Here is a 21,425-nt window from a genome sequence, read left to right as displayed (position 1 = left end):
CCCAACAGCCACATTGGCGGGGTAGACGATGACTGGGACACTTGGCAAGGATTTGCGGTTGCGTGCCCTGAAGACTACGGATGGCGGGGAGCCGGCCCGCCAGGCAGTGGCACGTTTCCTGACGGGCGCCTGAAAGCCAGGTAGCGGATAGTATGCGCCTTCCAGCCTGCGGAAGGCGCAAGGGCACCTGCCTTGTCAGACATCCGGGATCATGTTGTAGCTTCGGATCATGCTGTTGTAGTCACCCTGCAGCTTGGAAAGCTGAGCCTCGATGGCCTGTTGGTCCGGATTGCCCGCAAGCAATCTCCGGAAATCCTTCAGGCCGACCAGAAAAGTGTTGAAGCCACTGGACGACGCAAACCATTTGGGCGTGTTGCCGAGCTTCGTTCTGGTGTCAGGGTGTGCCTTGGCAAAGGCGTCGGCCTTGTCGAGAGCGGCCTGATAGGCCTGCTCGACCTTCTCTATCGACTGCGTATCCAGTTGACCTGTCGCGGCAAGATTGCTGATGCCGTCGATGGCACGCCGGGCGGAAAGGGAAACGTTGAGCGTGTGCCAGCCGAAATTCTCCGTTCCGAATGCCTGCTCAATAGCGACAAGTCGCTTCTCGCGCAGTGTATGGTTGCGCTCTGAAACGATCTCCCTGAGCTTGTCCTCCGCATCAAAAAGCGTCGTGAAGAGCGGCATGATCTGCTCATTGAGCGCCCCGCCCTTCTTCATGTGGTCATCAATGTTGTCCTTGCGGCTGTAATAGAGATCAACCTCATTCATGACGGGAATGAGCTGCTCCAGCGTATCGGCAAAAATCTTGCCCGGATCATCCAGCCCCGCGTCGGCCGGGGTCATGGTGATGGCGCCCCTGAGAGCGGCAATACACTCACGCGATATAGAGTTGTTCTGTTCATACACCTGGATTTTGAAGCTGGCGGCAATTCTTGTCGCCCCGGGTGTTGCCGCAAGGTGCGGATATTCGTTCACATAGGTCTGGGCATGATCGCGCAACGGGCTGGCCACGTCGTTGAGGCAGCCGATGACCGGCTGCAGCTTGTCCTCCAACTGCGTGTCCTGCTCCTTCAATGCCACTTCACCATCGCCGAGCAAGGATGCGCTCGAGACCCCGACTTTCATCTCCTGCGGCAGCCATGCGTTGAACCCTCCCGTCGCGTAAGCTCCGACAAAAGCACCGAGCGCTCCCAGGATGACAATACTTGTGACTTTTTTCATTTCGAACCCTGTATGCAACAATCATCGGCACCACTACCGACGCATAAATGGCATGCCCTCTCGGGCAAGCCATTGTTGATGAGAACTACTGCCGGTGCCGGCAGGCACCTTGTTTGACTCCGTACCTTCCATAATTCTCGCAAAAGGCAAGACCGTTTCCCGATCAAGTCCCCAGTTCCTGAGTATACTTTCCAAGGAACGCCTCGATCGTGTAGGTCTCGACGTCGAGCATCTTGGTTTCGATCAGCAAAGGGCTACCGAACATTCCCACCAATGCCCGAGCGGTTTCCTTGGCTCGGCCAGGCGGTATCCTTTCAAGAAACGCCTGAGCATCCTTGAGATGCAGCACATAGGTGGATTGGCAGTTCACGGTGTAGCCTTTGATCTCTTCCCATGGAGCACGAAAGCGTCCGGAAAAGCCGTCAACAGTGACACCATGTGCAGACGAGATCACCCTTGGTGCTGGATTGCGCAGACTGGTGATCGCAAACCGCAAAAGATAGAGTGTGAGCGCTAGACCCGCGAGCCCCAGGGGATAGAAGATCGCTGGAACCCGCAGTGGCCCAAAAACCGAGCTCGGATCGGGACCACTTATCAGAACGACAACCAGAGCAGTAAGCAGCGCGGCGACACCAAGACCTCCCAGCATGAGCTTTTGCTTTTTCTGGTAGAGTTTCAGTTCAGATTCCATTTATGTTCACGGCTTAACTGAGCTGTTTATCTGTTGTCATCTTCGTATGCAGCCAAAAAACTGCCGAGCGGGGCGAAGAATTACTCGTCAAAGCCGCTTTGTTCCGCTGAAATCGTTTTGCAAGTGCCACTGTCCTTCTCGCCAACCATGCGCTTGTCGCGAATGACAACGCCCTTTGCGAGATCGATTTCCCATGCAACAGCCCCCTCATTCAGGCTGGCTTTTCCATCGGCAAACGTACCCTCCGCGGTTCTCTGGCTTCCAGAAGCCGGGACATAGACGCCGAATGTCCTGGCGGATTCGTCGAGAGCGAAATTGAACACCTGAGGTTCTCCCGTCGGGTCCGCAAACTCACAGGTCAGGTATGTCGGCGCGGCGAAGGCGCCGGAACCTGAAACAAGCATGATAACGCCGGCAAATACGCTTCTTGTCATTACTCTCAATTCTTGATCCTCAATCGTTTTGTTTCTGGCTTGTTTTGACTTACACTCTTGCGCCTCTCAAACCGGGCGTTCTGAAGCTCAAAATCTTCAGAACGCCCGGTTCTGCCATTTGCTAGTGGCAGGGCGCAATATTGCCTTCTAGGGAGATTCGCCATTCACCGTTTCTCAAGGCATGGCCTTTCCAGAAAATTGGGCGCGTCGTTGCCTGTACCGGGAGAGGTAGGCCACAGACAATGGCCGGATCAGGGCGTCAGTTCATAAGTAACCCAGTTCGCCGCCTTTGCGACGTCGTCATACAGTCGGCGCGCTGTCGCATTGTCCTGCGCTGTTACCCAACTCAGCATCGCCCAGTCGCGCGCGCGGGACGTTTCGTTCAGCGCCTCGAGAAGCAGACGCCCGATACCCCGACTGCGCTGTGACGGGTCCACGAAAAGATCGTCCAAGAACCCGGCATCCCGCCCAAGCAACGGTCTCGGCTGTGGCCAGTAATGTGCAAAGCCGACGACGAGTTCACCCGTCACGGCCACAAGCCCTTCGAGCGGGTGCGCCGGGTCACGCAGCCAGGCCCATGTCCGGTCGAGAACATCTTCCGTCATCGGCACCCTGTAGAAGGCCGCATAGGCCCGATAGAGCTTTCTCCAGGCCGCTTCATCCATCGGCGCCACCGCGCGGATTTCAACCGGTTCTGATGTAACTGCGCTCACGGTTTGGCACTTTGGGTTGGTCTGTTCGGTCATCGATAAGTCTTCCTGTCTCTGTCAACACGGCGTTTACGCCGGAATTTTCCAGAGCGTCTTACCAAGATTGGATGGGATAGATCCCACCAATTTGAAGAATCGAGCCAGACCAATTTCGCGCTCATCCAGTCCGGCAATCTCCCTCCGTGCGGAGCAAATGCCGTAGTCCTCACCCTGCAACGGGCGTGGCGAATTGCCTGGCGAAGCCGGATGCAGCAGAATGGAAATAACCGATTTGCCGCATGACTGCCTCCATGCGGTGATGTTGGAAAGGCCATCGGCGGGGACCATTCCCAACTGGCGGAAGAACGGTCGACGGCGGCCCCAACCGAACGCCGGGATCGGCGGCGTAAAGATGAAATCCGCCCCGGCGCCTTGTCAGCGTCTAGAGATGGAGAGCCACCACCAAGCCTGTGGCGCCATCTCGCTTACCTGCACTCACATAGCCAATCGGCTGAAAAGTATTTTAGAAGTTGTAGCCTTCGGAAATATCCCTCTGCAGCGCCGCGTTGGCGGCCTTGGCATCCCCGGCAACGATCGCGTCGTAAACATCCTTATGGTTCTGCGCCGAGCTGTAGAAAAGCGTCTTGTTGGGCACCGAGTGACGGACTGACGGGCCGATATGCATCCACAGCGGCTCCAGAAGCTGGCCGATGAAGGACAGCCGGCTCATTTCGGCAATCAGCATGTGGAAGTGGTAGTTGGCTTCGAGAAAAAGATCGAGATCGTCAACTTCCGCCGAGCGACAAATATCGGCGACGTGGGCTTTCAACTTTTCAAGCTCTTCATCCGTTCGGTTGACCACGGCCAGTTCGAGCGCGGCGCTTTCGAGGATCGAGCGCAGGGTGCGGATATCCTGCAATTGTTTGGTGGTGAAGATCGGCACCATCATCGTTCTGTTGGGCGTCGAGACGACACTTCCGACACTTTCCAGCCGCTGGAGTGCATCGCGAACCGGCATCAGACTGGTGCCGAGGCTTTTTGCCAGTCCGCGCAGGGGAAGCTTCTGTCCGGGGGTGAAACGTCCCATCATGAGGTTGCGCTTCAGCATCTCGTAAATCTGCTCGTGCAGCATGTCCCGCGATACTGGAGACAGTTCCGGCGCGTTCGCCCCACCGAAGGGTGCTTCACCACGTGTCAAATAGGCTCTCCCTGTGTGCGTGGCCCGTCATAACATCAAACACACGGCTTGACACGAAAAACATGGCAGGGCATGGTATTTTTGTTATAACACTAGACGGAAATTCAACTCGCTCTCCTCGACCGGAAGCAGCCCGGCCATGAGGGTCCGCCCGACAAGCTTCACCCGTGCGGTGACGACGTGTTGGTGCACCCGGGCCGATTCTGTCGAGTTCACCCCCGCCTCATCCGGCGACGTGACCGTACCGGGTCGATTCCGGCGCGTTCCAGGATGCGACGGGGCGTGTTGTCGCCATCGCCGGAGGCGGGCGCCTGTCGCGCCGCCTCCGGTTTTCCGAACGGTCATCTGCAAGGATACCAGCACAAACATGCAAGCGGCGGCGGCCTCGTGTCGCCGCCAGGGCTCCGCCATTGCGGCCAAGCCCCAAGGAGGAACAGACTATGAGCGGCAAGCTCTCCAATTCCCTCGCCCATGCGGACATCACGACGACCCTGCATCCCTATACGGATGCCCGCGCTCACGAGCGCCAGGGCCCGATGATCGTCGACCACGGCAAGGGCATCTACATCTATGACGACGCCGGCAAGGAATATATCGAAGGCCTCGCAGGCCTCTGGTCGGTCGCCATCGGCTTCGACGAACCCCGCCTGGTGAAGGCTGCGGCCGATCAGATGGCCAAGCTGCCCTACTACCACACCTTCAGCCACAAGTCGCACGAGCCCTCTATCCGGCTGTCGGAGAAGATCATCGAGATGACGCCGGAGCCCCTCACCCGCGTCTTCTTCACCAGCTCCGGCTCGGAAGCCAACGACACCATGATCAAGATGGTGTGGTACATGAACAACGCGCTTGGCCGGCCGCAGAAAAAGAAGTTCCTGGCGCGCACCCGCGGCTATCACGGCATCACCATCGCCGCCGGCAGCTTGACGGGCCTGCCGAACAACCATCGCGATTTCGACCTGCCGGCGATTCCGGTCCGCCACCTGACCTGCCCGCACCACTATCGCTTCGGCCTCCCGGGCGAGACCGAGGCGGAGTTCGCCGCACGCCTGATCGCCGAAGCGGAAGCCGTCATTCTCGAGGAAGGCCCGGAGACCATAGCCGCCTTCATCGGCGAGCCGCTGATGGCGGCGGGCGGTGTCATGCCGCCGCCGGCCGGCTACTGGAAGGGCATCGAAGCGCTGTGCCGCAAGTATGATATCCTGCTCGTCGCCGACGAAGTGATCTGCGGCTTCGGCCGCCTCGGCAAAACCTTCGGCTGTGAATATTACGGCTTCACGCCGGATATCATGGTCATGTCCAAGCAGCTGACCTCATCCTACATGCCGCTTGCCGCCATCGTCTTCACCGAAGCGGTCTATAATGCGATTGCCGACAACACGGCAAAGATCGGTACCTTCGGCCACGGCTTCACCGCCTCGGGCCATCCGGTCGCAACTGCCGTCGGCCTGGAAAACCTCAAGATTATCGAAGAGCGCGATCTCGTCGGCAACGCTGCCCGCGTTGGTGCCATCTTCCAGACGCGTCTGGCTGAGCTCGCCGATCATCCACTGGTCGGCGAAGTGCGCGGCGCCGGTCTTATCGCCGGCATCGAGATGGTGGCGGACAAGGAAACGCGCCGCCCCTTCGCTGCTGCCGGCAAAGCAGGCGCACGTGCCTTTGCGGCCGGGCATGACCACGGCCTTGTCGTGCGCGCGATCGGCGACGTCGTCGCGCTCTGCCCGCCGCTCATCATCAACGAGGAGCAGGTGAACGAGACCGTGAACCGCCTGCGCAAGGCCCTCGACGACACCGCACACTGGTGCGCCACCGAAGGTCTGAATTGAACAAAAAAGGGGTGCCGTCTCATCTACGGCGCCCTTTTTCATGCGATCCGCAACACCTGGAGAGCCCTTCCATGAAGACCTATTCAATCGCGCTCGTTCCCGGCGACGGCATCGGCACGGCAGTCACCGAGGCCGCCTGGGCGGTTCTCGAAAAGGCCGCCGCCCGCGATTTCAAGCTCTTGGGCACGACCTTCCCGTGGTCGTGCGCCTTTTACGAGGAAAACGGCATGATGATGCCGGAGGGCGGTATCGAGACGTTGCGCGCCTTCGACGCCATCCTGCTCGGTGCGGTCGGCTGGCCGGCCAAGGTTCCCGATTCCGTTTCACTGCATGGTTTGCTGCTGCCGATCCGCAAGGCTTTCGTGCAATATGCCAATATACGTCCGCATCGCCTGTTGCCGGGCGTCGAAGGCCCGCTGCGTGCGGAGGGCTTCGACATCCTCTGCATCCGCGAAAATACGGAAGGGGAATATTCAGGCGCAGGCGGGCGCGTCCACCAGGGCACGATGGACGAAGTGGCTGTGGAAACCTCCATCTTTACACGCGCGGGCGTTGAGCGCATCTTGCGCTTCGGCTTCGAACAGGCGCGTGCACGGCGAGGCAGGCTCGCCTCCGTCACCAAGTCCAATGCGCAGAAATATTCAATGGTATTCTGGGATGAGATCACCCAGCAGCTTGCAGCCGAGTATCCCGATATCGAGGTCACCAGCTACCACATCGACGCCATGGCCGCGCGCATGGTGATGGCGCCGGAAAGCCTCGACGTGGTCGTCGCCTCCAACCTGTTTGGCGATATCCTGACCGATCTCGGTGCGGCGATCCAGGGGGGTCTCGGCTTTGCCGCTTCCGCCAACATCAACCCTGATCGCAGCGCACCCTCCATGTTCGAGCCCGTACACGGCTCCGCGCCGGATATCGCCCATCTCGGCATAGCCAATCCCATCGCCGCCGTCTGGTCCGGTGCAATGATGCTGGATCACCTCGGCGAGCACGGCGCCGCCGGCCGCGTCATGGCCGCCATCGAGCGCACCACAGCACAGGGCATCGGCGTCAGCCCCGGCAAGGACAAGACGGAGACAATTACGGCCGCCATCCTCGCCGCAACCGACTAGAGTTTGCCAGGAAAAGTGGAACCCGGTTTTCCCGAAAAGACAGACGAAAACAAAGAACGCCAAAGTCAGTCAGCTTCGGTATGAAGCTGACTGACTTCAGAGCATGAGGAGATGGGCGCTTCCGTCTCGATGGGCGGAAGCAGTTCAGATCGGCGTGGGGAAGCGGCAGCCAAGTTTGCTCGCCCAAGGCAGGATATCATCGACGATCGTATCAATCAGTCCCACGCCGCTCTCAAGCTGGTCACGCTTGCGCGCGAGCGAACGGTCTCCCGGAATACGCACGGGGTCGTGCCCCGGAGCGACCGCACTTGCCCTGCATAGCGCGGCCAACCGCCCCATCTCGCGCTCGAATGATGCGCGGCCGGAAAAATGGGCGGGATCGATAGCCTGCACGAAGACACCATTCGCCTCGCTGTCACCGCTCTGTGAAGTCCGGCCAAACCCGCCCAATGCACCGGAAAGCGCCTCGGTAAGAAGGGCCAGGCTGAAGCCCTTGTAGCCCTGTTCCGTGCCGCCGATGGGCAGAATGCCACCGCCTCTTTCGACGAACTCGGCGGGATCGCCGGTAATCCTGCCATCCTGCGAAATGATCAGGGGAACCGGCAGCGTCTGCCCCAGTCGGTAGCTGCGGTTCAGCGGCCCCAGCGCGGACATCGCCGCGGTGGTGTCTATCAGAATGGGATCCCGATCGGTGGGAATGCCGGCGGCGATCGGATTGCAGGAGAATACGCGGCTCACTCCGCCATGCGGCACCACGACTGCTTCCGTTGGCGTACTGGCGGTGATCATCACCATGATGCCGCGTCGGGTTGCCCGCTCCAGATAGCTCGCAAGACAGGCGATATGCTGTGCCCGGCGGACAACCAGGGTCCCAGTCCCTTCGGTCGTCGCCATGTCGCAGGCGCGGTCCACCGCCTTTGCCGTGATCCACGGTCCGGGAAGGAATGCGGCATCCCAGACCTCGCTGTTTCGGGATGCGCTGACGACGGTGTGATCGCCCTCTCGCCGTGTCTCGCCACTGAGCAGCCATTCGACATTCGTCGGCAGGCGCTGCATGCCATGGGTCGAATAACCCAGAAGGTCGGCTTCGAGAAACAGCGAGCCGACCGTCTGTGCGCACTCGGGCGCAAGGCCTGCGCATTCGAGCAGCCGCGCGGAGAAATCCATCAGGTCCGTGTAACGGTATCTTTGCATGAGTGCTCCCCTTTGCGGCTGCGTCTTGGTGCGCTCCTAGTGGAGGATCTGGCTGAGGAAGAGCCTGGTGCGCTCGTGCTGCGGGTTGTCGAAGAACTCGGCCGGCGAGTTCTGCTCGACGATCTGGCCCTGGTCCATGAAGATCACCCGGTTGGCGACCTGACGGGCAAAGCCCATTTCGTGCGTCACGCACAGCATGGTCATGCCTTCCTCGGCCAGCGAGACCATGGTGTCGAGCACTTCCTTGACCATTTCCGGATCGAGCGCCGACGTCGGCTCGTCGAACAGCATGATCTTCGGCTTCATGCACAGCGAACGGGCGATCGCCACGCGCTGCTGCTGGCCGCCGGAGAGCTGCCCGGGATACTTGTTTGCCTGTTCCGGGATCTTGACGCGTTCAAGATAGTGCATCGCCGCCGCCTCGGCTTCCTTCTTCGGCATCTTGCGTACCCAGATCGGGGCGAGCGTGCAGTTTTCGAGGATCGTCAGATGCGGGAAAAGGTTGAAGTGCTGGAACACCATGCCGACCTCGCGGCGCACCTCGTCGATTTTCTTCAGGTCATCGTTGAGTTCAATACCGTCGACGACAATCCTGCCCTTCTGGTGTTCTTCCAGGCGGTTGATGCAGCGGATCATCGTCGACTTGCCGGAACCCGAGGGCCCGCAGATGACGATGCGTTCGCCCTTCATCACCTTGAGGTCGATATCCCTGAGAACGTGGTACTCCCCGTACCACTTGTGCATCTTCTCGATATCGATAGCGACATCCGTCGCGGACACCTGCATCCGCATGGTGTCCGCGTGAAGATCGTCGGCACGTATGATGTTTTCGCCCGCCATTCGAGCATCCTCCTGCATTGCTACGCCACGCCGCAGCGGCGGCGCGATTGATCTGAATTGCGTCGTCCTAAAGGGCGGCCAGAACCTCATCGCAGACCTGCAAAAGCTCATCCGCATCGGCGATGGAGAAGGGCAGCGGTGGCCTGATCTTCAGGACATGGCCGAGCGGCCCCGACGCGCTGATGAGCACGCGGCGGCGGCGCAGGGCATTGACGAGATCGCTTGCGGTGCGGGGGGATGGGACGCCTTCCGGGTCGAGAACATCGACGCCGAGGAAAAGACCCTGCCCGCGGACATCACCGATGGCCGCATGACGCTTCGCCAGCGCCTCGAACCCGGCTTTCATATGCCCACCGACCTTCGATGCGTTCGCCTGCAGGTCCTCGTCCCGGAGAATGTCGAGAACGGCAGTGGCCGCGGCGCAAGCAACGGGGTTGCCACCGAAGGTGTTGAAGTAGCGCGCTTCGCGGGCGAAACGCTCCAACACCTCCTCGCGCGCGACGACACCGGCGATGGGGTAGCCGTTGCCCATGGGTTTTCCCATTGTAACGAGGTCAGGCACCAGCCCGTGACGCTGGAAGCCCCACATATGCGAGCCCATGCGGCCGAAACCCGCCTGCACCTCGTCGGCGATGAAGAGGCCACCCGCTGCGCGGATCGCCGCGACTGCTCCCGCAAGGAAGCCGGCCGGTTCGGCAAAGACACCATCACTGGAGAAGATCGTATCGACCAGCAGGGCGGCAGGACGGATGCCATGACGTTGCATGTCGGCAATGGCGGCCTGGACCTCGCGCTCGAAGAACCTGCCAACCTCTTCCGGCGAAGCGGCAAGGCGTGGATCCGGGGCCGTGACGGTGCGCACGTCCACCGCCAGCGGCACGTTCGGGCCGAGAGAGGGCGACATGGCGGCGATTGCGTGGCTGATGCCGTGATAGGCATTGGCGGTGACGATGAAGCCGGTGCCACCCGTATGGTTGCGCGCGATACGCAGAGCGAGGTCGTTGGCTTCGCTACCGGTGCAAGTCAGCATCAGGCGATTGGTGTCGGCGGGGAAATGGCCAAGCAACCGCTCGGCATAGCCGACAATGCTTTCGTCGAGATAACGCGTGTGCACGTTGAGCTTTGCCGCCTGCTCGGCGATGGCGGCAACGACGCGCGGGTGGCAATGGCCGACACAGGGAACATTGTTATAGGCATCGAGGTAGGCATTGCCGGCGGCATCGTAGAGACGAACGCCGCTCGCCCAGTCGAAATGGACAGGCTCCTCGTAAAACATGCGGTAGGGCTGACCAAGGACGCGCTGGCGACGTTCCACCAGATCGCGCGTGCGCTCATCCAGGGTTCCGGCGTTCCGGCTGTCGAACGCGTTGATCATCACGGGTAAGCTCATGGCATGCACCTTCGCTGCTAGAGGGTGTTCCTGAACGGATTTTGCGGCAGGGCCGAAAGCCGCTCCAGCCGCATCCAGGACACGGGATTGTTCTTCATGATGTAGGAGCGGTTGGCTGGATCGCGGGTCGCAAGGAGCTCCGTGACCACGACGTTGATGACGCAGCGCGCGATCATGAATTCCGGTAGCAGCGAGATCTCCAGACCCTTCAAGGGCAAAACCCGACGATAGGCTTCGACGACATCGCAGGCGTTGCGCAGATCATTCTCGCCACCCTGAACCTGGAGCAAGGCGGCACCCGCAAGGTCCACGAGCCTCGGCGCATAGACGAGGTCACCGAAATCAAGGAAGCCGGACAGGCGGTCCTTCGCCTCGCTGGCGACGAGAATGTTCTGGCCGTTCATGTCGCTGTGAACGGCCTGCGCGGGCAGTGCGGCCATGTGCGGTCCCGCGACGGTTTCAAAGCGGTCGAGCATCGCTTCGACAAGCGGCCGACGATCCTCGTCGATCAATGCCAGGAAGGGGCGCAGGCGCGCAATGTTCTTGACGTCCCAAATGAGGTCACGCTGACGCAAATAGGGATGAACGAAGCTTTCAAGCGCCGCATCCAGGCTGGCAACCGCTTCTCCAACAGCACGACGCAGCATTCTTGTCGGCGTGTCGATGATGGAGAACGGCGTACCTTCGATATAGGTCAGCAACCGGAGATGGCGACCATCCTCGATGCCGAGGAAAACGGAGCTCTCGCCGTTCAGGGCAGGCAGGACACGCGGCGCTGCGACATCCATGGCGGCGTGTTCGATGTGCCGAAGCGCGGCGCTCTCAAGCAGGGTGCCATCCGGGCTCTCCTGCGGGTCCGAGACCTTGAGTGTGAAGGCCAAGCCCTCGGGCGTCCGGATTCGGAAATTCTGGGTGCGCTCGCCACCAAGCTCACTGGCCTGGCCAGTCACGCCGAAATAGCGCCATACGACACCTTCGGCTTCGGCGGCATCGAACCGTGCGGTCATTCGCCGGCCTCCTGGAAGGAGTCCGCCAGAATGCCGAAACAGTTGACGACATCTGAAACGACGGCCTTGCGGGCCGTGGCGGCATCATTCGTCGCAATGGCCGCAAATGCCGTTTCGTGGTCGGGAATGGCATCGGTCAGCTTGCCGGGCTCGGCCTTGGCCAGACGTACCGAAGGCCCCATGCGCAACCAGAGCGGTTCGATCATGTCGCGCAGGATCGGCGAGTTGCTCATATCCGCGATATGCAGGTGGAAGCGTGCATTGGCGCGCAGAAACCGGCTGGTGTCGTTTGTGTGCGCGGCCTCTACCATGGCGTCGAAATGGATGCGCAGACCTGCAAGGCTTTCCGGTGTCGCAGCCCTCGCGGCGCGAGCGGCTGAAAGCCCTTCGAGGGCAACGCGGATATCACGGATTTCCGTGAGCTCCGCGATGGTCAACCGCGGAACGACGAAGGTACGTTCGAGACGCAACGCACCGAGACTTTCAAGCTTCTGGAGCGCATCTCGGACAGGGACGACGCTCGTGCCGAGGGCCGCGGCCAGGTTTCTCAGAACCAGCCGGTCACCGGGACGGAACTCCCCGATGATCAGCTTTTCCTTGATCTGCTGATAGATCTGCTCATTGAGCGTATCCTGGACGAGCGTCTTGTAGGTCTGCATGGAGCCCCCGTCCGCCAGCACTGTTTCGTTGCTGCCCATCCTCAACGCTTCTCATTGGCGAACTCCCGCTCAAGCCGGCGGGAATGGATCGAAAGAATGAAGCAGAAGATGAAGAAGGCACCGCCGACGACGAGGTAGGCTTCGCGATAGAAGCCGAGCCATGCGCCGTCGGCAATCGCCCCGCGCGCTCCGCCAAGCACGTCGATAAGGCCGATGATGCTGATCAGCGTCGTATCCTTGATCGACTCGATGAAGGTATTGATGATCGCCGGCAGCGCAATCCGGAAGGCCTGCGGCAGCACGATGAGGCGGGAGATCAGGCGATTGGAAAGGCCAAGGCTGTGACCGGCCTCCGACTGGCCACGCGGCACGGCCTCGAGACCACCGCGGATCGCTTCGGCAAGATAGGCGGCCTGGAACAGGATCAATGCGACCTGCGCGCGCAGAATGTTGTCGATGAGATTGCCGCCCGGCAACAAGAAGGGCAGCATGGTCGAAGCGATGAACAGCACCGCAATCAGCGGCAGGCCACGCACGATTTCCACATAGAGCGAGCAGAAGCGGCGGATGACGGTGGCCTTCGAGTGGCGGCCGAGCACGATGAGGACCGACAGCGGAAGTGCCAGGACGATACCGAAGGCAGACAGGCCGACGGTAAGCGGCAGGCCACCCCAGCGACTGGTGGAAACCGCAGGCAGGCCGAAAATGCCGCCGCCCATCAGGACCAGGCTGATGACCATGACAGCGACCCAGGCAAGCGCCAGGGCCGGCTTCCAGAAACGCCGGAAGCCACTGAGTATGAGGATCGCGAGCACCAGCACGACAGCGAGCGTCGGCCGCCAATACTGGTCGGCCGGATAGCTGCCGAAGAGGATGATGTGATAGCGCTCATGCAGGAAGGCCCAGCAGGCACCTGCAGCCGCACGGCAGGTCTCCGGCGAAGCCTGCCCGAAGACGGCATCGGTGACGGCCCATCCGTAGAAACGCAAGAAGAGGTAAACAAGGCTGCCGGTGATCGCCACTGTCAGCACAGCATGCGACCAAGGATGGAAGTAGGGGCGCAGCCAGCCGGCGAGCCCGCCGCTGGAAGGGCGCGGGAGTGCCGCGGTAATTTCACTCATGACTTCACCAGTTGCGCGCGCTTCTCCAGCCAGCGGATGACCGCCGAGGTCACAAGGCTGAGCGACAGATAGATCAGAAGATAGATGGATACGGTCTCGATGGCCCGGCCGGTCTGGTTCAGGGCGGTGTTGCCGACGGAAACCAGGTCCGGATAACCGATGAGAACGGCCAGCGTCGTGTTCTTGATGGCATTGAGATACTGGTTGGCAAGCGGCGGCAGCATGAGACGCAGCGCCTGCGGGGCCAGCACGAGATAGAGCGTCAGGAGAGGTCCAAGGCCCAGCGAATGGGCTGCTTCCGATTGCCCCTTGGGCAGCGCTGCCAGGCTACCGCGGACGATCTCGGCAATAAAGCCCGACGTATAGAAGGAAAGTCCGGCAAGCATCGCCATATATTCCGGCGTCATGCCCATGCCGCCGCGAAAGTTGAAGCCCGTGAGCGCAGGTTTCTGGATTTCGCCCCAACCAAGCGCATAGATGGCGACACCGACAAGCGCCACGATCGAAAGGAACAGCCCCGTCGTGGCCGATCGCGGGAAGTGACCCGTCTCGTTGCGACGACGCACCATGATGCGCCAGAAAAGGAAGCCGCAGACAAGAGCGAGCACTGTGATGGTGGCAAGAACCGGGCCGGCATCCCCGACCAGGACCGTCGGAATGTAAAGGCCGCGGCTGGAAATAAAGACCGATTCCCCAAGGGTCCAGGCCTGGCGCGGCGGCGGCAGTACACGCACGGCCGTTGCGCAGACGACAAGGATCAACAGGAGCGGCGTGTTGCGCGTCACCTCGATATAGGCTTTTGCAAGCACGCGGAGCTGTGGATGGGCGGTACGCCCCGCAAGGCCGATCAGAAGTCCAAGCACGGTGGACAGCACGATGGCGGCGGAGGCCAGCTTGATGGTGTTGAGCAAACCAACGAGCAGTGCCCGGAAATAGCTGTCGCCGGAGCCGAAGGAAATCAGCGACTCGCCGATCGGGAACGACGTGGCGTTCCAAAGGAAGCCATAGTCGATGCCGATGCCGCGGGCGGCGAGGTTGGACGCGAGATTGTGCGACAGCCACGCAAGAACTGCGATGGCTGCCGCGACAAACAGCGCGTTTTGAAGGCGCTCGCTACGCATCAACGCAACGGTGCTGCATACATGAGGCCACCCTTCGTCCACAGGTCGTTGAGACCGCGATCGAGCTTGAGGGGCGAAGCCTTGCCGAGATTGCGTTCGAAGCTCTCGCCATAGTTGCCAACGGCCGTGACGATCTTGACGACCCAGTCCTCGGACAGGCCCAGGTCCTTGCCGTTGCCGGGCGTCGTGCCGAGGATCTGCTTGACTTCCGGGTCGGGTGAGTTCTTGGCAAGATCGGCGACATTCGCCTGCGTGATGCCGAGCCGCTCGGATTCGACGAGAGCGAACATGACCCAGCGTGCGACGAGGAAGAGTTCTTCATCACCGCTCTTCACAGCCGGTGCATAGGGCTCCAGCGTGATGAAGTTCGGGAAGATGATGTAGTCATCGACATTGCCGTTGCCGGCGCGTGAACCGGCGAGGTTGCCGTAGTTGCCACCGAAGGCATCGCAACGACCACCAAAGAAGGCCGCGTCGAGCTGTTCCCAGGCGCTGAGAACGAGCGGCGTATAGTTCAGGCCCCGCGACTTGAAGAAGTTCTCGGTGTTCACCTCAAAGGTCGATCCCTGCAGGATGCAGACAGTCGCGTCCGCAAGCTGGTCCGGGCTATCGACGCCGAGGGACTTCGGCACCATGAAGGTGTAGCCGTCGAAGTAGTTCGGCGATGCGAAGCGCGCGCTCTGGGCGCCTTCACGGTTGAGCGTCGTCGTCGTGTCGTGGGCCAGCACATCGATTTCGCCGGAAGACAGCAGAACGAAACGCTCCGAGTAGGATGTCTGGCGGTAGGTCACCTTGGAGGCATCGCCGAGAATGGCCGCCGCCATCGACTTGCAGTAGTCAATGTCGATGCCGGCGAGTTCACCATTGGCAGCCGGTGCGGAGAAGCCCGGAACGGCCTGGCCGACGCCGCAGACAAGATTGCCGCGGGCTTTGATGGCATCGAGTGCCGCACCCGCCTGTGCGGAGCCGGCGAAGGACATCGCCCCCATGAGCGCGGTGGCGCAGGCTAGAACTCCCAGTTTCAATGAAGTCGCAAGTTTCACGTGTTTCCCCTTTTTCATGCGCGTTCAGGTGAGACCCGCTGGCACCATTACCGGCGGGTTGCTTGGTTCGGCGAGCTGTCAGGCAGCCGATTGGGTGATGCAGACGTATTTGAGCTCGAGGAACTCCTCGATCCCGTATTTCGAGCCTTCGCGGCCGATGCCCGATTCCTTGACACCGCCAAAGGGTGCGACCTCGTTCGACACCAGGCCCTCGTTGACCCCGACAATGCCGGACTCAATCTGCTCGGCGACGCGCCACATGCGGTCGAGATCGCGCGTGAAGATGTAGGCGGCAAGGCCAGAGGAAGTGGCGTTTGCGGCCTTGATGACGCTCTTCTCATCAGAGAAGCGCTGCACGGGAGCAACCGGACCAAACGTCTCCTCGCTCTCGAAAAGCATGCTGGCGTCGACATTTGTCAGCACGGTCGGTTCAAAAAAGGTCTGGCCCAGTCCATGACGCTTGCCGCCGGTTGCGATCTTGGCCCCCTTGTCGAGGGCGTCCGCGACGTGGCGCTCCACCTTGGTGAGGGCCGCCTCATTGATCAGCGGACCCTGCTGCACACCATCGACAAAACCACCACCGACCTTGAGGGCACCGACCGCCACCGAAAGGCGCGCGACGAAGGCATCATGGATTTTCTCATGCACATAGATGCGGTTCGGGCAGATGCAGGTCTGCCCGGTATTGCGGAACTTCGCATTGATGACCCCCTGCACGGCGACATCGAGGTCGGCATCCTCGAACACGATGAGCGGGGCGTTTCCACCGAGCTCCATCGCCACCTTCTTCACCGTGCTCGCCGACTGCTCCATGAGCAGCTTGCCGACCCGCGTGGAGCCCGTGAAACTGATCTTGCGCACGACCGGATTGGAGGTCATTTCGCCGCCGATAGACGTCGCATCCCCCGTGACGATGTTGAAGATGCCCTTCGGCATACCGGCACGTTCAGCGAGTTCGGCCAGAGCCAGCGCAGAGTAAGGCGTGAATTCGGAGGGTTTCACCACGACCGAGCAGCCTGCTGCAAAGGCCGGCGCGCATTTGCGGGTGATCATCGCGGAAGGGAAGTTCCAAGGCGTGATGGCGGCGACGACACCGATCGGCTGCTTCAGCACCATGATACGGGACTGGGCCCTGGGCGCAGGAATAAGGTCGCCATAAGCGCGCTTGGCTTCCTCGGAAAACCACTCGGCAAACGACGCGGCGTAGCGGATTTCGGCTTCACTCTCGGCAAGCGGCTTGCCCTGCTCGGCTGTCATGATAGCAGCAAGGTCGGATAGGTTGGCGAGCATGAGATCGAACCAGCGTCGCAAGACCGCAGCCCGATCCTTCGCCGCAAGGGCTGCCCAATCCTGCCTGGCCTCCTCCGCCAGCGCGATGGCCCGGCGAGCCTCGGCGGCGCCCATGTTCGGCACGGTGCCAATCTCAAGCGCGGTTGCAGGATCGATCACCGCGATCGTGCTGCCATTGTCGGCCGCTACCCATTGCCCCCCGACATAACCATGCTGCCTGACCAGCGACGGGTCCGCCAGACGACTGAAAAGCGGATGGCGCGAGATCTGATGCACGGTCATGGCATGGCTTCCTGTAAAGTTTCTCTGTCGAGTGTTATAACAAACGACAAATAACGCATAGTCAAGCCCGGTTCGTCGCGCGAAGGGATGTCGATTGCAAAAAAGTGTGTGCCTCTTTTCGACTGTTCATTCCCAAATGAACGGAAATCGGCCCGCGGTAGCCCCCGTGACGACAAAGAGACGCTCCTCGGCCCCCCTATCGGCGGCTTCTGAAATGACCGGGCATTCTGCTCGCCATAGGTCGAGCGCAGACACGATGTATCGATGGCTCAGAAAAATGCACATACCGGCGAATGGCTAGGCGCCAGGCTGTTGAGCGCAAGGCACTTTGTCCATAGCCTTCCAAGGTGAAAGTGACGCAGAACTACAGGGCAATTCCACAACAACCAGCCAAGCCATCGTGCGGTTAGATGGCTAATTCCCGGCAAAACATCACAACATGTCCAATACCCATAACGCTGGATAAGATTGCCTTATCGGTCATTCCTCTCATTAGAGAGAAAACTGCGAAAATCGGCAACGCGGAGAAGGGAAAATGCCCTCAGCTACCTTCGCTCCGCTCTGCAAATCCTCTCCTGCTTCAGCCAACATCTCGTTGCCTTCCTCGCTTGGCACACGGCAGCGGTCTCTAACGGGGTGCTCCAGGCGCCCGGCTCACCCTCTGAGCGCGCTTCAAAAACGGTGGAGTTTCAAACGTCCATAGAACGGAGGAAATCCCTCATTCAGCCGGTACGCCTTCCCTCCCCGCCATTTGCCCGCAAAGCCGCCATCAACATCGGCCCGAGGCCAAATTCGCCGCGAGCGGCTTTTCGTGTGAGGTCGCGCAAGTAGCCCCCAGGCGAGTTGATATGACCGGCCCGCTCGAGGATACAGGCTACCGCAACCGCTGCATTCTCCGGCCCCATAGTTTCACAAGCTTCTTGGTAGGCAGAAGGGCTGACCCCCAACATCGAGCGCGCGGTGACGGCGGCCGTCAACAGGTCGCGCCAGTGCGTGATGCAACCGCCGGGCGCATAATTGCCGATCTCGGGGCAGGCCTTCAGCACCATTGCCAAAGGGAAAGCTCTGGTCGGTTCGACAGCCTTGCGTGTTTTCTGTCTCGACATATTGCCCTGCTCTTTTTCGGAGCTAGGTTCAAGTTCATGGATGGATTCGGGTTTTGAATTCTGTATGTGCTGGCCATTTTGGATAGCATTGCCGCTTGATTTTTCTGTTTTCAGTTGTGTTTCCAACAGATTGACGATCTCTTCGCGCAGCAGTTCCATTTCTTCCAGCACGATATCGACTTGATCCCGTCGTGGCAGGCGTGGAAGACGCGCGATCAGCGCGAGATAGAGGTCTTCGATCGCGGACCAGTCGCCATCGGCCCCCTCCTCCATTGCTGCCGAAATCAGCTTGCGAACATCGCGCCGGCACAGCGTCAGGGCCTCCTTGGCACGTTTGAAGCGCAGCTTTTCCTCAGCCACTTTCTGGGCGAGACCCGCGAACTCCGTTGCTCGGGCAACGAGCGGCGCGAGGCTGAAGCCAAAAGCTTCCTCGATCTCCCCTCCCCTGTTGCGATGGGCATATCGTTTGCCGTTCGGGCTGTCGCGGCGCTGAATCAATCCGGCATCGACCAAAGCCGCCAGATGCCGGCGCAACGTCGTTCCGGCAATGCCATGCGCGCGAATCGCAAGCTGAGCATTCGAGGGAAAAACCACCAGGCCACGTTCGTCGGAAAGGTCCCCTTCGGGATAAAAGCTCAGCAGTGCATGAAGCACCGCCAGCGACCGGTCCTGAACACCGAAAACGTCCTTGGCTTCGCAGACGTCCCGAAAGACTTTCCACTTGTCGACTGTCTTGTTCGGATTGTGGTCGGCCGTCTCCAGCTGACCTTTCACCAAAGCAAGCGTCATCGGCCGCCGCCCAAAAGGCGTCGTCACATTTCCATTCCGCATTTTCCTTCACCTCTCTTCAGGCAAAAGAAATCCGCTCACCAAAACGGTGCCAAAGACTCTTGACTAGGATTCGTGGAAATGCGATTCTTGATCTTGCTAGAAATCAGGAGAAGGCTTCCACGGCTTTGGTCGTTTGGGGGCCTTTTTCTTTTACGGTTCAAGCTCCTCGTTTTCCTTCAGGAATTCCTCGTAAAGCCGGTCCAGCTGCTTCTCGACGAAAGCACCGAACTTCGGCACGGCAGCCTTGTTGAAATTCAGGGTAAGCTGGCCGTCGGTCTCCGTGACCTTCACCGCCTTCGAGCCGTCCGCACGCCACTCCCCGCTTCTGGGCTTCGGTTTTGCCGCCCGCAGCTGCTCGAAGAGGTGCTCGAAGCGGCTGTCAGAAGACAGCGCCCTGAATTCATCGGCATGAATGAGTTTCAACGCCCTGGCTTTCTTCAGGGCGTTGTCGAGCAGATCCGCCACTTCGGCCCATCGCGTACGGCCAAAGCTCGGCGCCGGGCCGATCGCCTCGATCAACACATCGGGAAGCCGGCTCGCCAGCGCGATCATCCGCGACAGAGCGGCCTTGTCCACGCCGAGCGACGACATGATGATATCGCGCGAAAAGCCGCGGCGTTCGAGGCGAAGGGCAAAGAACGTCCGCTCGATATAGGAAAGATCAGTGCGAGCATTGTTTTCCTGACCTTGGCTCACGACCAGCTGCTCATCCGTGAGTGGCCGGATGACTGCCTTGATCGTTCCACCGATCGCCCGAATGGCGGCGAGCCGCCGGTGGCCGTAGGCGACCTGATAGCGCCCCTCGGTATCCGGGTGAGGGCGAACCAAAATCGGAACCTGCTGGCCGTGTTCACGGATCTGTTCGATCAGGCTGTTCAGCCCTTCGGTGTCGATCTCAAGCCTGTCCGGCACGAAGGAGCTGTCGATGAGCGCGGGATCCAGCTCTACGATGGTCTGGCCATGTGAAAGCTGTCTCTCGAGGTCGGCCGCACGTTGTGCCTTTTCCGAAATGCTGCCCAGGGACTGGGAAAAGGCACCGACAGGGCCGGAGCGTCGCAAGGGGCGATCGAGATTGGCCAGTGGTCGGATATCGGCAAGCGAGCCGGTTTCGGCACTGCTGCCGGCCGCTCCATCCGTATCTGCACCGAAGATGTTCTTTCTGGCCATTGTTTACTTCCGTCCCCAGGTCTGTTTGACGAGTTCCTCGATCTCGGTGTTCACTGCCGTCAGGGATTCGAGAGCGCGGTCATAGGTTCCGCGCGTGAACTGCGCTCGATCGATCTCGTAGAGGGTCTGCTTGGTAAGGCCCGCGTCGGAAATCGCGGTCGACTTCAGCATCGCGTTGGAAAGAACACGGTTGCCGAAAATCGAACGCATGAAGCCGGCCATCTGAGCCTGCGGCCCATCGTTCGGCTCGAAGCGGGTGACGAGATACCGCATCCAATCGTAGTTCATCGTACCGCCCGCGTTTTCCACAACCTGCAACAGGTCACCGGTCATCTGCAGGAACTGGCTCATCGACATGACGTCGAGCATCTGCGGATGCACGGTGATCAGAACGGCCGTCGCGGCGCAAAGGGCGGACAAGGTGAGAAAACCGAGCTGCGGCGGGCAGTCGATCACCACGACGTCATAGGCGCTTTCGATATCCGCAAGGCATTCCCCGATGCGCGCGAAGAACATGGAGTTCGTATCGGTGCGCGCCATCAGTGCCTTTGGCGTCTCATGTTCGAATTCCATGAGCTCGAGATTGCCGGGAATGATGTGGAGGTTGGGCGTGTAGGTCGCCCGGACGATCTCGGTCACGTCCCGGCGGGTGTCATCATAGCGGATGGCGCCATAAAGCGTTTCGTTGTCGCCGACATCCAACTCCGGCTGGTGACCAAACAGCGCCGACAGGGAAGCCTGCGGATCGAGATCGATCGCCAACGTGCGATAGCCGCGAAGGGCGAGGAACTGCGCGAGATGGGCGGAGGTCGTGGTCTTGCCGCTGCCCCCCTTGAAGTTCATCACGGAGATGACCTGCAGCTTCTCGCCGTCACGCCGATGCCGGATATATTTGCGCGGCCCCTTCCCGCCCTCGTCGAGCAGCTTGCGCAAAGCCTCGATGTCGTCGACGGAATAGGTACGGCGCCCGTTGGAGGATGGCTCCGGCCCATGCCCTTCCGCCACAATCTGGCGGAGATACCCCTGGTGGATGCCGATGAATTCCGCAGCCTCGGCCGACGAGAACTGCCGGATGCTCTTCCGGGCCGTCGGCGGAAAGGTTCGCTGCTGATGCGCCTGGAGCTGGCGCATCAGCTCCTCTGCATCAGAGGCAATTAGCGAGCGCAGGTTTCCGCTCTGATCGGTCGCGGCTTGTTTCAACAT

The 21,425-nt window shown here is 60.5% G+C and carries 19 protein-coding genes; 2 read left to right on the top strand and 17 right to left on the bottom strand.

Features of this window, described 5'->3' with window-relative positions; genetic code table 11:
* Nucleotides 1–195: 195 nt before the first annotated feature.
* From K0P03_RS30530 to K0P03_RS30510, 5 genes are all read right to left on the bottom strand, one after another.
* Nucleotides 196–1,221 carry a DUF3829 domain-containing protein gene (locus K0P03_RS30530; protein ID WP_272791577.1) on the bottom strand — a complete coding sequence of 342 codons (1,026 nt, stop codon included), beginning with the start codon at nt 1,219–1,221 and terminating at the stop codon, nt 196–198.
* 163 nt (nt 1,222–1,384) lie between these two features.
* On the bottom strand, nt 1,385–1,912 hold the full coding sequence (locus tag K0P03_RS30525) for a hypothetical protein (protein WP_272791576.1): 528 nt from the start codon (nt 1,910–1,912) through the stop codon (nt 1,385–1,387).
* Between the two features lie 80 nt (nt 1,913–1,992).
* Nucleotides 1,993–2,346: a hypothetical protein gene (locus tag K0P03_RS30520; protein ID WP_272791575.1), complete on the bottom strand. Its 354-nt coding sequence runs from the start codon at nt 2,344–2,346 to the stop codon at nt 1,993–1,995.
* A 251-nt stretch (nt 2,347–2,597) separates the two neighbouring features.
* Complete coding sequence (locus K0P03_RS30515; RefSeq protein WP_272791574.1) at nt 2,598–3,092, bottom strand: GNAT family N-acetyltransferase; 495 nt, start codon at nt 3,090–3,092, stop codon at nt 2,598–2,600.
* A 466-nt stretch (nt 3,093–3,558) separates the two neighbouring features.
* On the bottom strand, nt 3,559–4,167 hold the full coding sequence (locus K0P03_RS30510) for a GntR family transcriptional regulator (protein WP_037409032.1): 609 nt from the start codon (nt 4,165–4,167) through the stop codon (nt 3,559–3,561).
* A gap of 506 nt (nt 4,168–4,673) precedes the next feature.
* Between K0P03_RS30510 and K0P03_RS30505 the strand changes: the two genes are divergently transcribed.
* On the top strand, nt 4,674–6,059 hold the full coding sequence (locus K0P03_RS30505; protein WP_272791573.1) for an aspartate aminotransferase family protein: 1,386 nt from the start codon (nt 4,674–4,676) through the stop codon (nt 6,057–6,059).
* Between the two features lie 71 nt (nt 6,060–6,130).
* A complete protein-coding gene (locus K0P03_RS30500) occupies nt 6,131–7,171 on the top strand; it encodes a tartrate dehydrogenase (RefSeq protein ID WP_272791572.1) in 1,041 nt (346 codons plus the stop codon).
* A 144-nt stretch (nt 7,172–7,315) separates the two neighbouring features.
* On the opposite strand, the gene K0P03_RS30495 is transcribed toward K0P03_RS30500, so the two are convergent.
* From K0P03_RS30495 to repA, 12 genes are all read right to left on the bottom strand, one after another.
* The gene (locus K0P03_RS30495) at nt 7,316–8,338 is read right to left on the bottom strand and encodes an Ldh family oxidoreductase (protein WP_272791571.1); all 1,023 of its coding nucleotides are present in this window, start codon (nt 8,336–8,338) and stop codon (nt 7,316–7,318) included.
* A gap of 63 nt (nt 8,339–8,401) precedes the next feature.
* Nucleotides 8,402–9,205 carry an amino acid ABC transporter ATP-binding protein gene (locus tag K0P03_RS30490; protein ID WP_272791570.1) on the bottom strand — a complete coding sequence of 268 codons (804 nt, stop codon included), beginning with the start codon at nt 9,203–9,205 and terminating at the stop codon, nt 8,402–8,404.
* A gap of 67 nt (nt 9,206–9,272) precedes the next feature.
* Nucleotides 9,273–10,595, bottom strand: a complete 1,323-nt coding sequence (locus K0P03_RS30485) for an aspartate aminotransferase family protein (RefSeq protein ID WP_272791569.1) — start codon at nt 10,593–10,595, stop codon at nt 9,273–9,275.
* A gap of 17 nt (nt 10,596–10,612) precedes the next feature.
* Nucleotides 10,613–11,602, bottom strand: a complete 990-nt coding sequence (locus K0P03_RS30480) for a phosphotransferase (RefSeq protein WP_272791568.1) — start codon at nt 11,600–11,602, stop codon at nt 10,613–10,615.
* Nucleotides 11,599–12,300, bottom strand: a complete 702-nt coding sequence (locus K0P03_RS30475; RefSeq protein ID WP_023514148.1) for a GntR family transcriptional regulator — start codon at nt 12,298–12,300, stop codon at nt 11,599–11,601. The genes K0P03_RS30480 and K0P03_RS30475 overlap by 4 nt, the downstream gene beginning before the upstream one ends.
* A 2-nt stretch (nt 12,301–12,302) precedes the next feature.
* Nucleotides 12,303–13,382: an amino acid ABC transporter permease gene (locus K0P03_RS30470; protein WP_272791567.1), complete on the bottom strand. Its 1,080-nt coding sequence runs from the start codon at nt 13,380–13,382 to the stop codon at nt 12,303–12,305.
* Entirely contained in the window at nt 13,379–14,503 is a 1,125-nt protein-coding gene (locus K0P03_RS30465; RefSeq protein ID WP_272791566.1) for an amino acid ABC transporter permease, read from the bottom strand. Before K0P03_RS30465 ends, K0P03_RS30470 begins: the two co-directional genes overlap by 4 nt.
* Complete coding sequence (locus tag K0P03_RS30460) at nt 14,503–15,546, bottom strand: amino acid ABC transporter substrate-binding protein (RefSeq protein WP_037409030.1); 1,044 nt, start codon at nt 15,544–15,546, stop codon at nt 14,503–14,505. The genes K0P03_RS30465 and K0P03_RS30460 overlap by 1 nt, the downstream gene beginning before the upstream one ends.
* 78 nt (nt 15,547–15,624) lie before the next feature.
* Nucleotides 15,625–17,118: an NAD-dependent succinate-semialdehyde dehydrogenase gene (locus K0P03_RS30455; RefSeq protein WP_272791565.1), complete on the bottom strand. Its 1,494-nt coding sequence runs from the start codon at nt 17,116–17,118 to the stop codon at nt 15,625–15,627.
* 722 nt (nt 17,119–17,840) lie between these two features.
* Nucleotides 17,841–19,055, bottom strand: a complete 1,215-nt coding sequence (gene repC / locus K0P03_RS30450; protein ID WP_023513500.1) for a plasmid replication protein RepC — start codon at nt 19,053–19,055, stop codon at nt 17,841–17,843.
* 150 nt (nt 19,056–19,205) lie between these two features.
* Complete coding sequence (gene repB, locus K0P03_RS30445; protein WP_023513499.1) at nt 19,206–20,222, bottom strand: plasmid partitioning protein RepB; 1,017 nt, start codon at nt 20,220–20,222, stop codon at nt 19,206–19,208.
* Between the two features lie 3 nt (nt 20,223–20,225).
* The gene (gene repA / locus K0P03_RS30440) at nt 20,226–21,425 is read right to left on the bottom strand and encodes a plasmid partitioning protein RepA (protein ID WP_023513498.1); all 1,200 of its coding nucleotides are present in this window, start codon (nt 21,423–21,425) and stop codon (nt 20,226–20,228) included.

This window comes from Shinella sp. HY16 (assembly GCF_028534175.1).
Taxonomy (GTDB): Bacteria; Pseudomonadota; Alphaproteobacteria; order Rhizobiales; family Rhizobiaceae; genus Shinella.
The sequence above is the reverse complement of the archived record's forward strand: the minus strand, read 5'-3'. Positions and strand labels throughout refer to the sequence as shown.

What these genes read in the sequence shown, in the direction of transcription:
- K0P03_RS30530 (WP_272791577.1), bottom strand. Translation starts at nt 1,221, where the DNA reads ATGAAAAAAGTCACAAGTATTGTCATCCTGGGAGCGCTCGGTGCTTTT.
- K0P03_RS30525 (WP_272791576.1), bottom strand. Translation starts at nt 1,912, where the DNA reads ATGGAATCTGAACTGAAACTCTACCAGAAAAAGCAAAAGCTCATGCTG.
- K0P03_RS30520 (WP_272791575.1), bottom strand. Translation starts at nt 2,346, where the DNA reads ATGACAAGAAGCGTATTTGCCGGCGTTATCATGCTTGTTTCAGGTTCC.
- K0P03_RS30515 (WP_272791574.1), bottom strand. Translation starts at nt 3,092, where the DNA reads ATGACCGAACAGACCAACCCAAAGTGCCAAACCGTGAGCGCAGTTACA.
- K0P03_RS30510 (WP_037409032.1), bottom strand. Translation starts at nt 4,167, where the DNA reads ATGCTGCACGAGCAGATTTACGAGATGCTGAAGCGCAACCTCATGATG.
- K0P03_RS30505 (WP_272791573.1), top strand. Translation starts at nt 4,674, where the DNA reads ATGAGCGGCAAGCTCTCCAATTCCCTCGCCCATGCGGACATCACGACG.
- K0P03_RS30500 (WP_272791572.1), top strand. Translation starts at nt 6,131, where the DNA reads ATGAAGACCTATTCAATCGCGCTCGTTCCCGGCGACGGCATCGGCACG.
- K0P03_RS30495 (WP_272791571.1), bottom strand. Translation starts at nt 8,338, where the DNA reads ATGGATTTCTCCGCGCGGCTGCTCGAATGCGCAGGCCTTGCGCCCGAG.
- K0P03_RS30490 (WP_272791570.1), bottom strand. Translation starts at nt 9,205, where the DNA reads ATGGCGGGCGAAAACATCATACGTGCCGACGATCTTCACGCGGACACC.
- K0P03_RS30485 (WP_272791569.1), bottom strand. Translation starts at nt 10,595, where the DNA reads ATGAGCTTACCCGTGATGATCAACGCGTTCGACAGCCGGAACGCCGGA.
- K0P03_RS30480 (WP_272791568.1), bottom strand. Translation starts at nt 11,602, where the DNA reads ATGACCGCACGGTTCGATGCCGCCGAAGCCGAAGGTGTCGTATGGCGC.
- K0P03_RS30475 (WP_023514148.1), bottom strand. Translation starts at nt 12,300, where the DNA reads ATGGGCAGCAACGAAACAGTGCTGGCGGACGGGGGCTCCATGCAGACC.
- K0P03_RS30470 (WP_272791567.1), bottom strand. Translation starts at nt 13,382, where the DNA reads ATGAGTGAAATTACCGCGGCACTCCCGCGCCCTTCCAGCGGCGGGCTC.
- K0P03_RS30465 (WP_272791566.1), bottom strand. Translation starts at nt 14,503, where the DNA reads ATGCGTAGCGAGCGCCTTCAAAACGCGCTGTTTGTCGCGGCAGCCATC.
- K0P03_RS30455 (WP_272791565.1), bottom strand. Translation starts at nt 17,118, where the DNA reads ATGACCGTGCATCAGATCTCGCGCCATCCGCTTTTCAGTCGTCTGGCG.
- repC (WP_023513500.1), bottom strand. Translation starts at nt 19,055, where the DNA reads ATGCGGAATGGAAATGTGACGACGCCTTTTGGGCGGCGGCCGATGACG.
- repB (WP_023513499.1), bottom strand. Translation starts at nt 20,222, where the DNA reads ATGGCCAGAAAGAACATCTTCGGTGCAGATACGGATGGAGCGGCCGGC.
- repA (WP_023513498.1), bottom strand. Translation starts at nt 21,425, where the DNA reads ATGTTGAAACAAGCCGCGACCGATCAGAGCGGAAACCTGCGCTCGCTA.